Source organism: Acinetobacter pseudolwoffii (assembly GCF_002803605.1).
Classification (GTDB): Bacteria; Pseudomonadota; Gammaproteobacteria; order Pseudomonadales; family Moraxellaceae; genus Acinetobacter; species Acinetobacter pseudolwoffii.
Genome location: NZ_PHRG01000004.1, coordinates 1 through 14,688 on the forward strand (window position 1 = coordinate 1; position 14,688 = coordinate 14,688).

Here is a 14,688-nt window from a genome sequence, read left to right on the forward strand (position 1 = left end):
ATCTAAAAAACTTGATTAAAATAATATATTTTTTATCTTATAAATAATAAATAAATTATCTAATCACGACCCAAATTATTATTTATTTTAATTTTAAAAATCTGTAAATTTTTATTTTATTAGAACTTCTCATTAATAATAATAAATATCACACTTTATTAAAAATACAATTAATCAATGAGAATGAAAACCACTTATAAAAAAATGCCGATTTTAAGCTGTTTTTTTGATAAAAAATGCCAAATAGCTTTAATGAATCCTTTCTGTTTGCAAGCTTTTGAGAGCAGCCAGCAAACCGTCAGCTGCTTTGAATATAAAGAAATGGCCAATCAGGCCTGTGTATAGATAGAGTACTGAGGAAGAAAAACCTCCAAAATCTTATAGTGTCCTGCATGATCGAAATAATTCAAAAATGACTCACGCAGATAAAAATAAATATATTTACAGCTGAAATACAATGTTTTAGCGTTAATTCAACTAGAATCAGGAAGGTAGGAAATGCTCCTGACCTCAGGATTCAGCATGTATATATGCTGTTGCAGCATATTATGAAGAGCTGCTGATCTAGAGAAAATTGCATCTCCTCCATAAACTTAAAACAAGTGAATACCAATCCTTGATGGAAAAACCTATGCAATGTCCTAAATGTGGTTCCACTGACATCGAACAGCGTGATCACGAACAGAATTTAAAGAAAATTGGTGGCATTCTCATGAGCTCGGCCGGTGCCACTGCGGGTACAGTCGGTGGTGCCGCTTCTGGCGCATCCGTTGGCGCAGCGATTGGTACTGTTGCTGGCCCCTTAGGTGTAATTTTAGGTGGGACAGTGGGTACTTTTGTCGGGGCAATCAGTGTTGGCATTACCGGTGGTGTAATAGGGAATTTCCTCGGCAAAAAAGCCGGGATTTCCGTCGACCGTAATTTATTCTTGGATTATCAATGTTTAAAATGCAAACATAGATTTATTCAAAAAGATCAAAAAGATCAAAAAGATCAAAAAGATCAAAAAGATCAAAAAGATCAAAAAGATCAAAAAGATCAAAAAGATCAAAAAGATCAAAAAGATCAAAAAGAAGATTAATATCATGAAGGAAATGAAGTGAGTGAGTTCTTCATTTCCTTCTGAGTTAATGCTTAAGACTGATTGAGTTTGAAAGCCACTTCAGCCAGTCGTTTGCCCTGTACTTCGCACAAAACTTTTTCATCTGGGCTTAAACCCTGATCATGCCGTGGGCCACTGACATGACTGGCACCGTACGGCGTACCGCCAGTCTTGGTATTGGACAAGGCAGCTGTAGCATTACTGAGCCCCATAATCATCATACCGTGGTGGAATAATGGTGGCAGCATAGTCAACAAGGTACTTTCCTGTCCGCCATGCATGGAGCCCGATGCGGTAAAGACACAAGCCGGCTTACCATGCAACGCGCCATTCAGCCATAGACTGGTGGTCTGATCCCAAAAGTATTTCATTTCTGAGGCCATATTGCCAAAACGGGTCGGTGAACCTAAGGCCAAGCCAGAACACTGGGCCAAATCCTCTAAACTGCAATAAATATCCCCTTCTGCCGGGATACTCGGCTCGGCTATGGTTACGACGCTAGAAATATTCGGGACAGTCCGAATTTTTACCGCCATTCCTGCCGATTCAACGCCATTGGCTATCAGATGTGCCATTTCTTTCGTTGAGCCATATTTGCTGTAATATAAAACAAGAACATAAGGTTGCATGAGGCTTCTTATTCATTACTTAAAAAAATAAAACTATACGATATTCTGTAACTTTTTTGGTTAAGCTAATGGATGAAAATTCATGATGATTAAAAAAATTGAGATTGGATGCACATGATTGTTGAGTATTTAAAAAAGTTACCCTTTTATGAGAAACACTGGTTTCAGTTTATTTTATTCGTACTTCGACGCTTTGAAGCAGACCGTTGTCGTGAGCAAGCCGGTTCTCTGACCTATACTACGCTTTTCGCAGTCGTGCCGATGTTGACGGTTTTCTTGGTCATTATTTCATCGATTAAAGCCTTAGAGCCTGCACGACAACAATTGCAACAGCTGATCTACAGTAACTTTCTACCCAAAACCACGATTGCCTTTGATAAAGCGCTGAATGCCTTTACCGATAAATCCAGTAATTTAACCGTGATTGGTATCCTGTTTTTATTTATTACGACCGTATTGATGCTCACCAGTATCGAAACGGCCTTTAACCGAATTTGGCGAGTGACTCAGACCCGAGGTGGAATTATCGGGTTTATGCGCTACTGGACTATCATTTCGCTGGGACCAATTTTACTGGGTAGTGCCTTCGTCATTTCATCAACCGTGGCTTCCATGAGTATCCTCAGCAATAACTTTGCCGGGTATGAACTTAATGGTGCTTTTATCCTCTGGGCCATTTCCTTTTCTCTGACCGTACTCGGGTTTTTCATTCTCAACTGGACCATCCCCAATCGCAGTGTGCCACTCAAGTCTGCATTTATTGCCGGCCTGTTTAGTGCAGTGGTGTTTGAGCTGCTTAAAAACCTGTTCGGTTTTGTGATGTCAAACTTTACCAGTTATGAGATTGTCTATGGTGCATTCGCCGCTGTGCCGATCTTTCTACTGTGGATTTATTTATCCTGGAATATTGTCTTACTCGGCGTTGAGATCAGTTATGCCCTGACGGCCTTTGAATCTGGCCAGGATCATAAACGTCACCCAATCATCATGCTGCTGGATCTATTAGAGCTGTTTTATAAAAAGCAAAAAACTGGTGAGAGCATTAGTGAAGCAGAAGCATTAGATGCTTTGGGTCGTGATGAAATTGGTCGCTGGCCAAACTATGTGAGCATGTTTGAAAAACAAAATCTGATCAAACGTACCGATGACAATGAATATGTCTTGGTACGTGATCTGGATCAGGTGAGTTTTTGGGACTTTTATCTGCAACTTCCTTATCCATTGCCACGTAAGCATCACTTCACCGAGGCACATACCGAGGAAATCTGGATGCAGAAATTCTCGCCTAAGCTACAGGAAACCGATCAATATCTGGAAGAAAAGCTGAGTTTTCCACTTTCCGAATTGTTCCGGAATAAATAATCCTAAATCCTCTCGCTTGAGAGGATTTTTTTAAGTTGTTTGCGTAGACTTCCAGCAGACGATCGCACCTGCGGTCACCAAAGCAGTACCAATCCAAAAACTCAGCTCGGGTCGAATATCCAGAATCAGCATCGACATAACTGAAGACAGAATTGGCATAAAATAGGTGGCCAAAATCAGTACCTTGATATTGCCGTACTGCATGCTCTGATTCCAGTTACTATAAGCAATCCCGATCAGACTGCCTACTATGGCGATTTCCAGCCAGAGCTTCAATGAAGGCATCCTGAAAGGCTCATCCAAGCCCAGATGTAAGCCCCATAACGCAATGACGGCGACCACAAAAAAAATCGGTACGCCGTTTTGTCCACGACCATATTTTCTGGTCAGAATGCAATAACATGGCCATAACAAGGCACCGATAAAAGCAAAGCCATAAGCCCAAGGATTTTCAGCTAAAACCTGCATAAGTTTCGATAGATTGGTAATTTCAGGATTGACCACCAACATCAGACCGACTACAGCAAGCAAAAATCCTGGAATGACCCAAAGACGCGCCTGCAATTGCCGAGCAAATATCGAAAAGACAATCATCAAAGGTGGCCAGAGATAATTAATCATCGCAATCAGCATCACCTGTTCACGGTGATCCGACCAGGCAACTGCAACAAGAAATAGAATTTCATAAGCAACGAACAAAGCCCCACAACCCAAGAGATAGCGCTTGGACATTTGCCTGATTTTAGGAAATCCAATCAATGCCAGAATCGCCAGACTACTAAAAGTGTAAATCAGGGCAATCCCCTGCACCGGACTGGTAGATTCGGTAATCAATTTGACCACAGCCACCAGACTGGCCCAGATCAGAATGGAAGACAGGCCAATCCAGGTGGCCAGTTTCATCGACCAGACGTTCATGTTTGCTCTTGAGGATTATTCGTTGTATTCGGTTTTTTCAGCCATCCCTGCAAGCTCACCAGAATCACGCCCAGCATGACCATACAGGTTCCAACAATAAAATTCAGTTCGATCTGTTCATCCAGAATCAGCACCCCAAACAGCATGCCAAATACAGGCGTTAAAAAAGAAAATACGCCCAAACGTGAAGCCAGATAATGTTTCAGCATCCAGAACCAGATCAAATAACTAGCAAAGGAAATCAGCACGGTATGAAAGATCAGACTGGAAATAGACAGGGTCGTCCATTGAATGGTCGCTTGCCCACTAAAAAAGGCCAAGGGTAGCAATAATATGCCGCCCATCAATAATTGATAGAATAAGGTCTGGGTGGCAGGTGCTTCAGCCAGTCGGCTCAGACGTACACTGACAGTGGTGGCTGCCCAGAATATACCTCCGAGTAAGGCCAGAAAATCTCCCCACAAAGCATCGGTTTGTAAAGTAGAGCTTGTCTGTGGTCTGAGTAAAAAACTGACCACAATCCCGCTAAATGCCACGAAGATACCGCCCCATTGCACACGCGACAAACGCTCTGCCGGCAATTTCCAGTGCAGACCCAATGCGACAAAAATCGGCGCAGTATAAAGCAAAACAATGGTATGCGAAGCTGAGGTATAGCGTAGTGCTTCCCCAATCAGATAAAACTCGGTTGCGAACAGTATTCCGACCAGCAATCCTGCAGGCAAATAGCGGGTGCTCAAAAGCTGACGGCGCACGCTCTGCTGAATCAGGGGATACACCATGATCGCAGACAAGGCTGAACGCAAGGCAATTTGCATCAAGACTGAAATATCACTGGCCGCCCATTTCAGCACGACCTGTTGTAGCCCCACAACATACATAATACAAACATGATGGCAGATGCTTTGGCATCTAGCGCCTGACGTTGCTTCACCCCTACTCCTGTGACCGCTTTAAAGTGCCCACTATAATCTTCTCTGCGGTAAAACAATACTTTTCTATTATTTTGCCAGCGCTGTAAATATTTTAAAACTCGATAAAAAAGGACTGCGTTCGCAGTCCTTTCAATCAAAAAATAAACCGTTCAGCTTATTTAACCCAAGTCGTCCAGATATAATCCTGAGACTGGCCTTTCAGGATCATTTTTAACTGATCGCCTGCATGCAATGCCGCCACACCTGCGGGTGTACCCGTCATCACCACATCACCTTCTTCTAAAGTGAATACCTGGCTGATATCTGCCAGTAAAGTCGCGATATCAAAAATCAATAAAGCGGTATCGCCTTTTTGACGCAGTTCTTCATTCACCTCCAAAGTGTAATGCACATCTTGCCAGTCCGCGACCACATCATTCACAGGAATCCAGTCTGACAACAGACACGAACCATCAAAGGCTTTGGCACGTTCCCAAGGCTGGCCTTTTTTCTTGAGTTCATCCTGCAAGTCACGCAGGGTCAAGTCCAGACCTAAAGTCACCGCACCCACCGCTTGCAGTGCTTTTACAGGATCATTTTCTTTGCTTAAAGTCCGGTCAATACGCAAACTGAGTTCACATTCATAGTGGCAGTTGCCCCACTCCGGATTCCATTCAATCCCTGCATCAAGCGAGCCTAAGGCACTCGGTGGCTTAATAAATAAGACCGGACGATCAGGGATCGCATTTCCGAGTTCTTTGGCATGATCGGCATAACTGCGACCAACGCAGACAATTTTGGATGGGCGTGTACTCATGATCAAAACTTTCCTTTATTTGTCTTTATATCGATCTCTGGATTATTTTTTAAATGTATTCTCAAAAATGTTTTGCTCAGTCGCATCTTTAAAGGCACGTTTTGGCACAATGATGACGGTACGGTTTTTCAGTTCCAGCATATAGGTCAGTTTGCCGGCAGCAAAATTCTGCACTTCACTATACGCTACCAGCTTGCTACGCTCATTATTAAAAATCTCCGCATAGTCCTGATACAGATCGAGGCCTTGCTCACTCTTACCAAACTGATATTTGACGAACTGGCGTTTAAACATCATCGGTAGAAACCAGTAACGCATGATGCCTTGCAGGATCAGGAAGAATGCCCCCAAAGCCACGTAATAGCGTCCTACCCCGTCAAAGCCCATCGAAAAACCCCAAATAATAATCCCGATACTGACCAGAGGCGTCAGAAAACGTGAAATCTGCTTTTTGCCAAAAGTCGCCAAGGCAAAACCATCCTGAGATTCTTCTAAAGTCAGAAAATAACGGGTCGATAAAGTCGGTGCTGACTCAGTCATAGCATCACATCAAAAAAATAAAATCTTGCCCAATACTATAGCAAAATATGCACAATGCTTATGGCCTGACGCATCAATTACATAACTTTGCTTTGGAAAAACGTGTATTTAGTTTTAAATAAACAGCAATTAAAACAAAAAATATGCAACAGGATGTTGAATGAAAGGATTCAAGCAATGCATTGCGATCGGTATCTGTTCGGGTCTGTCTACTTTATCACTGGCCAAGATCATTCCCTGGGATGCAGAATTACCCAGTAGCCTGAGTGCTTATCCGGGCAATGCCCAACAATTGGCAGAATTGACAGGCGAAAGGATTCTGATTTATGCGCATCCGGTGACTAAAACCCAGCTTCCTACCTTAAACAGTAAGGCCACCAGCAAGGCACAATTTTATAGTGCCGCCGTGGTTTTGCCTGTGGCTGAAACACAGGTCGAGAAATTGCTACAGCATTATCCGGATTATGTTGGCCTGTTTCCGACTTTAAAGTCAGCCAAAATTCTAGAACAGCAAGGCTCGATTCAGCAGGTCAAATATCAGGTGCATATCCCCACACCAATTCCGATATTGAACTTCAAAGAAACCGTGGTGATGCAGCATCATCTGGGCAATAACAGCATCAGCACTTTAATTATTGATGCACCCATTCCTTATGGCGCGGGAAAACTGGAATGGTTCGCGCTTGATCCGCACAGAACTCTGGTGACAGTGACCCAGTGGGGCGACCTGAACCAGCCCAAAGGTTTTCTATTCAGTAAGATTCTCAATGCCCTGCCTGAAGCCAAACTTGGCATTCCTCCCGGTACCAACGCATTTCTACTCGAAGCACTGCAACAGCGTTTTAAAATCAGTCATGCCACAACACTCACCGCCCCGACTCCACAGCTCAAATTTAATTCACAACAGCTACAGAAGATTGCCCAGCTTAGTCAAAAATCCGGCCAACCGGTCAGTTTTATTTTGCCCAGCTATCAGGTCAAAGAAGGAAAAGCGTCAGAAAATTTGAGATTTAGCAGCACCTATCAATACTTTCCGCATTCGGTAGACAAGCTACGACCGTGGTTGGCTGCACAAGCCAGTCAACAGCTTTTCCCGCGCCAGATCAAGAAAGTCGAACTTAACCCGATCAATACCCAAAGTGTAGATGCCAACTATAAAGTTTCAGTGGGCTTAGGCGTGATTCAGATTCCATTTAACTTCAAGATGCGTTTTTACCAGCCCGATCCCTTGCAGAATCAGTTCAATGCCAATGGTGGCGACTTAAAGTTTGTCAAAGGCGGCATGAAGCTATTGCCGCAATCACAAGGTAATCTGTTCCAAATTACCAGCAGCATGAAGATTCATGATCAGGCACCGTTTTTATTAAGGGCCATGCGCAGTCTGCCCTATCACGATGTATTACCTGCGGTGGGTGGCAATACCGTCTATGCACTCAAGGTACAGCAAAAATTAAGATAATCAACGAATCGGTAGTTATTGGTTTTTTATATGAAAAAGCGTTAAATATCACAGACGTAAAAAAACCGCATCAATGTGCGGTTTTTTCAAAATTCTTATCAAGATTGGTGCGCTCAGAGAGATTCGAACTCCCGACCCCTTAGTTCGTAGCCAAGTGCTCTATCCAGCTGAGCTATGAGCGCGACGTCTTGATGGGGTGCATTATACGGTTTTTTTAAGGCTTGTTAAGTGTTTTTTAATAAAAGCACAACTGAATGTATAGTAATTAAACGATACAGCAGTATTGACAGTTTTCTGTGAGAATTTCTGCACATTTAGAGCTAAAAACAATTAATACCATCCGGACTTTGACGCTGCATTCAATGTGGCGACAAGCTCCATTTCATCCTGATGAAAAGTACACAGCAAATACCGAGAAAGATGTTCCCAAATTTCAGGCACAAAAAAACCGCTATGAAAGCGGTTGATTGTTCAAGTTGGTGCGCTCAGAGAGATTCGAACTCCCGACCCCTTAGTTCGTAGCCAAGTGCTCTATCCAGCTGAGCTATGAGCGCGTAACTTGTGTGCCTAGGTTGGCAATACGTTTTTCTGCTTAACTTACTTGGTGCGCTCAGAGAGATTCGAACTCCCGACCCCTTAGTTCGTAGCCAAGTGCTCTATCCAGCTGAGCTATGAGCGCGCGACATAAGTAAGCGTGGCGGTGAGAGAGGGATTCGAACCCTCGATACAGTTACCCGTATGCGTCCTTAGCAGGGACGTGGTTTCAGCCACTCACCCATCTCACCGTAACGTGCGGCCATAATACAAATTTCGGCATGGCACTGCAAGCGCAGCATCGAAAAAAAGTGCATATTTTTGCTCGTTTAAATACTTTTTAAGCAATTCAGCGATTTTTCGTACATTTTCCTGCTCAAAAAACCGAATAAATTTCCAGTTATCTAAAATGAACAGAAAATTGAAAACTTAAATGGATTATTGCAATCATTTACGTGCAGTCTGCGCACACATGTTTTATGCTAAACCTATCTCCTAAGATAAATTTAAAGACATGATGAAAAACTGGGTCGATCCTGAAGCAAAAGCTGAAGCCGAACGTTATGACAACCCTATCCCAAGCCGTACGCTAATTTTAGAAACCATAGAAAAAAATAATGCCCAGTCTCATGCCGACCTGGTAGAACATTTCGAAATTGCAGATCAAAAAAGTATTGATGCTCTCAGTCATCGTTTAATTGCGATGGTACGTGACGGGCAATTGATGAAAGATGGTTATAAATTCCAGATTGCCGTCGAGCAGCCTGAATCCGAAGCGACGGTTTATATCAATTCCCGCGGGATGGGAACTGCCAACATTTCTGGCCAGGACGATCTCTTACTGGCTGAGCGTGAACTACGACTGGTCTTTAATGGCGACCGTGTCAAAGTACGTCAAACTTCAGTAGACCGTAAAGGTAAAGCCTGGGGTTATGTGACTGAAGTTGTGCAGCACCGCGTTAAGCAGATCATTGGTAAAGTTTCCCTATATGAAGGTGAATACTTTGTTCAACCTGCCAGCCCAAATGCGCATCAGCCCATTACTCTTGAAAAAGAACTGATTGAACATGCGCAAGTCAATCTGGGTGATTCGATTCGCGTGGCGATTGATACTTATCCGACCCGTGAAGAATTTGCGACCGGTCATATTGTCCAGTCCATGGCAAATAAAGCCGATACCGAAATCATCATTCCACAAACCATTTTAGAATATGGTTTGCCCTATGAATTCCCGGAAGAAGTGATTCAGGATGCAGAAAGCTTTAAAGAACCAACAGAAAAAGACCGTGAAGGTCGTGTGGATCTGCGTGATTTAGCTTTGGTCACCATTGATGGTGAAGATGCACGTGACTTTGATGATGCAGTATATGCTGAAAAACGTCCGGGTGGCGGTTATCGCGTGGTCGTAGCGATTGCCGATGTCAGTCATTATGTACGTACAGGCAAACCACTGGACGATGAAGCGCAGGAACGCGGAACTTCTGTCTACTTCCCGCACTTTGTTTTACCAATGCTGCCTGAAGCCTTGTCGAATGGCTTGTGTTCTTTAAATCCGGCTGTTGATCGTCTCTGTATGGTCTGTGATTTAAAACTGTCACGTGCCGGTCGTGTTACCGGTTTTGAGTTCTATCCATCCGTGATGCACTCTAAAGCACGTTTGACTTATGATCAGGTTGCCCAATATCTGGAAGGCGACAGTCAGGCCATTACCGAAGATCGCGAAGTTCGCAAGTCGATCAATACCCTGTTCCAACTCTATCAGGTTCTGAAAGGTTTACGTGCTGAACGTCATGCCATGGAATTTGAAACCGTTGAAACGTATATGACTTTTGATGAGCTGGGCGGAATTAAAGAGATTTTGCCGCGTAGTCGTAATGATGCGCATAAGCTGATTGAAGAATGTATGTTGCTGGCCAACGTGGCAGCCGCAGAATATGCATTGAAAAATGAAATTCCGATGTTGTACCGCGTACATGAGCCACCTGAATTCTCGCGTATTCAAAAAGTCCGTGATTTCGTCAAGCTGCTTGGTTTGAAATTCCCGGAGCAACCGACCCAAGCAGATTATCAGGCGGTGATTGAAGCGACCAAAGACCGCATAGATGCACCAAGCATTCATGCGGTGTTATTACGCTCCATGATGCAGGCTTATTACGGCCCTAACAATGCGGGGCACTACGGTCTGGCTTATGAGGCGTACACACATTTCACTTCGCCAATTCGACGTTATCCAGACCTGTTATTGCATCGTGCCATTAAAGCGCATTTAAATAAAAAGCCATCTCCGCTTTCAGGTGGAGCTTTAGATGAAGCAGGAACACATTTCTCTGCCACTGAACGCCGTGCCGATGAAGCCTCTCGCTCGGTGACGACCTGGTTGAAATGTCATTATATGCAGCAGCATCTGGGCGAAGAATTTGTTGGCATCATTAGTGCCACAGCAGAGTTTGGCCTGTTTGTGACGCTAAAAGACCTGTATGTAGATGGTATGGTGCATGTCAGCCAGTTGGGCGATGACTTCTTTGTCTTTGATCAAGTCAGTCAGAATCTGGTCGGCCAGAATCGTGGTCAGGTCTTTGGTCTGGGCGATGAAGTCAAGATCAAGGTGGCTGGTGTCAATCTGGAAGAGCGCAAGATCGACTTTGAACTGGTACAGCAGCTCAGTCATGCCGGCCGTGCGATCCGTGCCCGTGCGCCGCGCGTGAGCGAGAAAAAACCGGCAGTACGTCCAGCAGCAACAGAAGAGGTTTTTAGCAAGAATGAGCGCGAGTCTAAATCCAGCCTGAATGCCGATGGAGAACAGCCCATACGACGCAAAAAAGCCAAAGGAAAACCCAGCTCTTACAACAGCAAGTCTGCTAAAAAATCTGCAGCAAAGCCTGAAGCAAAGGCTAAAGATAAAGTAAAGAAAAAGACCAAAGTGAAAAAGAAAAAGTCGAATGCAAAAGCCAAGACTGAATAATTTTTGACGGTATAAAAAGAGCGCTAAGGCGCTCTTTTTTATTTATAATCAAAATATTAAAATAGGAAAAATTATAAGAATGGATACCATAACTATTTTTACTTTGATCATTTCTTTAATGGCTTTGCTTGTGACTTATGCCGTATTTAAATCTGATCAGCAACCACAAATTATAGTTTTTGCTCTTCCGCATTACGGTAAGCAATCTTTCATTCAACTACAGATAAAGAATATAGGAAAATCCATTGCCTATAATGTACAAATATCGAGTGATCAACCCATTCCTAAACGGGCCTTCGGAATTAAAAAATTAAATATTTCAAAAGATTATTTTGATAGCGGTATTTTCAAACATGGAGTCAAAGTATTTACACCCAATCAGAGCTATATATACGATTGGGGACAATACGGCGGCCTCAGAGAGGCTTTAGATAATAATCCTATCACCATGAAAGTCACGTATTGGTATCAGCACCCTTTAAACTTATGGAAAACTCAAATCACTGATATTTCCATCATCGATATAAATGAACTAGAAGCCTTACCCTGATCTGATGGTGGATTTATTGAACAGCTTCAAAATATTAATAAAGAATTGAAAATATTAAATACAAAGCTAGAGAAAAAACTTTAACTACCTTGATTTCCCCCACCAAAGGCCCTACATCTAGACTGAATATAGAAAATTAATTTGGCAGACCGACATGACTTTAGAAAAGGCAACTTTGCCTGTTCCACAATTTGATCAGATTACCCTGGCCGATCTCAAAGAAAAAATTGAAACAACCATTCAAGCCGGACAAAAGTTTTTAAATGAACTGACTGACACGCCAGACTCGGTTCAGGCCCAACTTGAGATTCTGGAACAGGTCGATACCCTCGAAAATAATATGAGTGAATCCTGGGGCGTGTTATCGCATCTGAATGCCGTGATGAACAATGCCGAAACCCGTGACGTCTATCAAGCCTTATTACCGGGTCTGAGCGAATACTATACACAACTAGGTCAACATACGGCGCTGTATCAAACTTATCAGCATGTTCATGATGCATCAATTTTTAATGAATTACCCGCAGCCCAGCAAAGTGCCATCAAACTGGCCTTACGTGACTTCAAACTGTCTGGTGTGGCCTTAGAAGGCGAAGCGAAGAAACGTTATGCGGAAATTTCTGCACGTCTCTCACAACTGTCTTCGGACTTCTCCAACCATGTGCTGGATGCAACTCAGGCTTATTTCAGACCATTAGCTGAAGATGAGTTAGCGGGTCTCTCTGAAAGTAATATTGAGCTGTTAAAACAATATGGCCAGCAACGCGAGCTGGATCAGCCGGTCGCTACGCTAGATTTCCCGTCTTATCTGGCAATCATGACCCATGCGGAACATCGTGAACTGCGTGAAGAGCTGTATAAAGCCTATACCACGCGCGCTTCAGATCAGTCCGAGCAGACTGAATTTGACAATACCGCCTTAATTGAAGAAATCCTCAGCTTACGTCAGGAAATGGCCAAGCTGCTCGGCTTCAACAATTATGCAGAATTGTCTCTGGCCAGCAAAATGGCGCCAAGTGTAGAGGCAGTAGATGAATTCTTGCGTGATCTGGCAGAGCATGCCCGTGCGCCGGCAACCAAGGAAATTGCAGAACTAAAAGCCATTGCCGCTGAAGATGGTATTGATGAACTGAAACCTTGGGACAGCAGCTATTATTCAGAGAAGCTGAAAATGCAGCAGTTTAACCTGTCACAGGAGGCGCTGAAACCTTATTTCCCTGCACCAAAAATCCTGCAAGGCCTGTTCAGTATTGTCAATCGCCTGTATGACATTCAGGTGATTGAACGTGAAGCGCCGGTTTGGCATCCAGAGGCGCGTTATTTCGAACTGGAAGATCAAGGTCAGGTGATTGGCGGTTTCTATTTTGACCTGTATGCGCGCCAAGGCAAACGTGGTGGTGCCTGGATGAGCGGTTTCCGTTCGCGCATGCAGACCCGTGATGGCCTGCAAAAACCGATCTGCTATATGGTGGGTAACTTTACTCCACCTGTTGGCAACCGACCTGCACTGCTCACGCATGATGAAGTGATTACCCTGTTCCATGAATTTGGTCACGGCCTGCATCATATGCTGACTGAAGTCGACAATATCGCGGTGGCAGGTACGCATGGCGTGGCTTGGGATGCCGTGGAGCTGCCAAGCCAGTTTATGGAATTCTGGGCCTGGGATCAGGACAGTCTGAATCTGCTCAGTGAACATATTGAAACCAAGGAATCTTTGCCGGCCGACCTGCTCAAAGCCCTGCTCGATGCACGTTTCTTCCAATCCGGCATGCAAACCCTACGTCAGCTTGAATTTGCCTTGTTTGACTTGAGTATTCACCGTGCCAATCCGGCTTCAAATGCGGAACAGGTTCAGGCCACACTGAATGAAATTCGTGAAAAATATGCAGTTCTGCCCACCACCGCCTATAACCGTTTTCAGCACAGCTTTAGTCATATCTTTGCCGGTGGTTATGCAGCGGGATATTATTCCTATAAATGGGCCGAAGTTTTGGCCAGTGATGCCTTCGACCGTTTCGAAAATGAAGGGATTTTTAATACCACCACTGGAAAACAGTTTCGGGAAAATATCCTCGCAGTTGGCGGAAAAGATCAAGCACTTGACGCATTTATCAATTTCCGCGGACGCGAGCCAAAAATAGATGCATTGCTACGTCATCAAGGTTGGACGAACCGCTCTAAAAACGCTTAAACTAGCTTTTTAAGTTGATCACAAGGTGAGTATGATGACCATTAAACGTCGTTTCATTGCAGGCGCAAAATGTCCAAAATGTCAGGCGTTAGATCGTGTCGTCATGCTGACCTCTGGTGAAGATGAGTGGATTGAATGTATCGAGTGTGGTTATGAAGAAAATCGTCCCACACATGTTGACCAACCAGAAACACCAGCTGTTCCAGATGAAATTGGCGTGATTCAGTTTAAACCTCGTTCAGCAAAATAAAAAATCAAGGTTCAAGCTATGTCAGTAGAACAAAGAAATAACCCCAAACTTTTAATGGGGATTATGGGGGCTTTAGTTACTGTCGTTGTATTGGTGCTGCTCTATCAATGGTTGAATGCACCTTCGAAGGAGACACAACGCATGCAACAGGAGGAAATCGCAGCTGTTCCGGCAACCACATCTACAGCGACAACTGAAGAAGATACAGATGCAAGCAATGCGGCTGAGGCACTCGAGACCAAAGCATTAATCAGCGGCAGCCTGTTAAAAGCGCCAGTGCCGGAAAATTCTACTTTGGCCAACGAAGAGATGGCCAAATTAGCCGATATTCAAGTTCAGCTCAATGAGCAAAAAGCCACGCTAGATGCGCAGCACAGCGATGCTGACCAGCTCATTCAATTGAAAGAGGAACAGATCAAGCTACTCGAAGCACAACTGGCTCAAGGCCAATAATCTT

The 14,688-nt window shown here is 43.9% G+C and carries 12 protein-coding genes, 4 tRNA genes and 1 pseudogene; 8 read left to right on the top strand and 9 right to left on the bottom strand.

Annotation, left to right across the window (positions count from 1 at the left end; translation table 11 throughout):
• Window positions 1-631: 631 nt before the first annotated feature.
• Window positions 632-1,081 (top strand): hypothetical protein, encoded by a 450-nt coding sequence (locus tag CWI32_RS09095; RefSeq protein ID WP_100535247.1) that lies wholly within the window; start codon window positions 632-634, stop codon window positions 1,079-1,081.
• Window positions 1,082-1,134: 53 nt separating this feature from the next.
• On the opposite strand, the gene wrbA is transcribed toward CWI32_RS09095, so the two are convergent.
• Window positions 1,135-1,731: an NAD(P)H:quinone oxidoreductase gene (wrbA, locus tag CWI32_RS09100; RefSeq protein ID WP_100535169.1), complete on the bottom strand. Its 597-nt coding sequence runs from the start codon at window positions 1,729-1,731 to the stop codon at window positions 1,135-1,137.
• Window positions 1,732-1,845: 114 nt separating this feature from the next.
• On the opposite strand from wrbA, the gene CWI32_RS09105 reads away from it, so the two are divergent.
• Window positions 1,846-3,093: a YihY family inner membrane protein gene (locus CWI32_RS09105; protein WP_100535170.1), complete on the top strand. Its 1,248-nt coding sequence runs from the start codon at window positions 1,846-1,848 to the stop codon at window positions 3,091-3,093.
• A gap of 30 nt (window positions 3,094-3,123) precedes the next feature.
• Here the strand turns inward: CWI32_RS09105 and yddG are convergent, their stop codons facing one another.
• The 4 genes and pseudogenes from yddG to CWI32_RS09125 all read right to left on the bottom strand — a co-directional run bounded on the left by yddG (window position 3,124) and on the right by CWI32_RS09125 (window position 6,282).
• Entirely contained in the window at window positions 3,124-4,011 is an 888-nt protein-coding gene (gene yddG, locus CWI32_RS09110) for an aromatic amino acid DMT transporter YddG (protein WP_005094096.1), read from the bottom strand.
• Window positions 4,008-4,945 (bottom strand): annotated as a pseudogene (locus CWI32_RS09115) (DMT family transporter). The gene yddG and the pseudogene CWI32_RS09115 overlap by 4 nt, the downstream one beginning before the upstream one ends.
• A gap of 155 nt (window positions 4,946-5,100) precedes the next feature.
• Window positions 5,101-5,742, bottom strand: coding sequence for a fumarylacetoacetate hydrolase family protein (locus CWI32_RS09120; RefSeq protein ID WP_005094098.1), 642 nt, complete (start codon window positions 5,740-5,742; stop codon window positions 5,101-5,103).
• A gap of 42 nt (window positions 5,743-5,784) precedes the next feature.
• Entirely contained in the window at window positions 5,785-6,282 is a 498-nt protein-coding gene (locus CWI32_RS09125; protein ID WP_100355124.1) for a YcxB family protein, read from the bottom strand.
• Window positions 6,283-6,442: 160 nt separating this feature from the next.
• On the opposite strand from CWI32_RS09125, the gene CWI32_RS09130 reads away from it, so the two are divergent.
• Window positions 6,443-7,741, top strand: a complete 1,299-nt coding sequence (locus CWI32_RS09130) for a hypothetical protein (protein WP_100535172.1) — start codon at window positions 6,443-6,445, stop codon at window positions 7,739-7,741.
• A 105-nt stretch (window positions 7,742-7,846) separates the two neighbouring features.
• Here CWI32_RS09130 and CWI32_RS09135 read toward each other — a convergent pair.
• From CWI32_RS09135 to CWI32_RS09150, 4 genes are all read right to left on the bottom strand, one after another.
• Window positions 7,847-7,923: transfer RNA gene (locus CWI32_RS09135), tRNA-Arg, on the bottom strand.
• 295 nt (window positions 7,924-8,218) lie between these two features.
• Window positions 8,219-8,295: transfer RNA gene (locus CWI32_RS09140), tRNA-Arg, on the bottom strand.
• Between the two features lie 48 nt (window positions 8,296-8,343).
• Window positions 8,344-8,420: transfer RNA gene (locus CWI32_RS09145), tRNA-Arg, on the bottom strand.
• Window positions 8,421-8,436: 16 nt separating this feature from the next.
• Window positions 8,437-8,526: transfer RNA gene (locus tag CWI32_RS09150), tRNA-Ser, on the bottom strand.
• Between the two features lie 263 nt (window positions 8,527-8,789).
• Between CWI32_RS09150 and rnr the strand changes: the two genes are divergently transcribed.
• From rnr to CWI32_RS09175, 5 genes are all read left to right on the top strand, one after another.
• Window positions 8,790-11,237 (top strand): ribonuclease R, encoded by a 2,448-nt coding sequence (gene rnr, locus CWI32_RS09155; protein ID WP_100535173.1) that lies wholly within the window; start codon window positions 8,790-8,792, stop codon window positions 11,235-11,237.
• Window positions 11,238-11,316: 79 nt separating this feature from the next.
• Window positions 11,317-11,787 carry a DUF8453 domain-containing protein gene (locus CWI32_RS09160; protein ID WP_227523620.1) on the top strand — a complete coding sequence of 157 codons (471 nt, stop codon included), beginning with the start codon at window positions 11,317-11,319 and terminating at the stop codon, window positions 11,785-11,787.
• A gap of 139 nt (window positions 11,788-11,926) precedes the next feature.
• A complete protein-coding gene (locus CWI32_RS09165) occupies window positions 11,927-13,981 on the top strand; it encodes a M3 family metallopeptidase (RefSeq protein WP_171304341.1) in 2,055 nt (684 codons plus the stop codon).
• Between the two features lie 40 nt (window positions 13,982-14,021).
• Window positions 14,022-14,231, top strand: a complete 210-nt coding sequence (locus CWI32_RS09170; RefSeq protein WP_171063315.1) for a YheV family putative zinc ribbon protein — start codon at window positions 14,022-14,024, stop codon at window positions 14,229-14,231.
• An 18-nt stretch (window positions 14,232-14,249) separates the two neighbouring features.
• The gene (locus CWI32_RS09175) at window positions 14,250-14,684 is read left to right on the top strand and encodes a hypothetical protein (protein WP_100535175.1); all 435 of its coding nucleotides are present in this window, start codon (window positions 14,250-14,252) and stop codon (window positions 14,682-14,684) included.
• Window positions 14,685-14,688 lie beyond the last annotated feature (4 nt).

Bases quoted from the DNA above. Each gene is read 5' to 3' on its own strand.
- CWI32_RS09160 (WP_227523620.1), top strand. From the start codon at position 11,317: ATGGATACCATAACTATTTTTACTTTGATCATTTCTTTAATGGCTTTG.
- rnr (WP_100535173.1), top strand. From the start codon at position 8,790: ATGATGAAAAACTGGGTCGATCCTGAAGCAAAAGCTGAAGCCGAACGT.
- wrbA (WP_100535169.1), bottom strand. From the start codon at position 1,731: ATGCAACCTTATGTTCTTGTTTTATATTACAGCAAATATGGCTCAACG.
- CWI32_RS09125 (WP_100355124.1), bottom strand. From the start codon at position 6,282: ATGACTGAGTCAGCACCGACTTTATCGACCCGTTATTTTCTGACTTTA.
- CWI32_RS09175 (WP_100535175.1), top strand. From the start codon at position 14,250: ATGTCAGTAGAACAAAGAAATAACCCCAAACTTTTAATGGGGATTATG.
- CWI32_RS09130 (WP_100535172.1), top strand. From the start codon at position 6,443: ATGAAAGGATTCAAGCAATGCATTGCGATCGGTATCTGTTCGGGTCTG.
- CWI32_RS09120 (WP_005094098.1), bottom strand. From the start codon at position 5,742: ATGAGTACACGCCCATCCAAAATTGTCTGCGTTGGTCGCAGTTATGCC.
- CWI32_RS09105 (WP_100535170.1), top strand. From the start codon at position 1,846: ATGATTGTTGAGTATTTAAAAAAGTTACCCTTTTATGAGAAACACTGG.
- yddG (WP_005094096.1), bottom strand. From the start codon at position 4,011: ATGAACGTCTGGTCGATGAAACTGGCCACCTGGATTGGCCTGTCTTCC.
- CWI32_RS09095 (WP_100535247.1), top strand. From the start codon at position 632: ATGCAATGTCCTAAATGTGGTTCCACTGACATCGAACAGCGTGATCAC.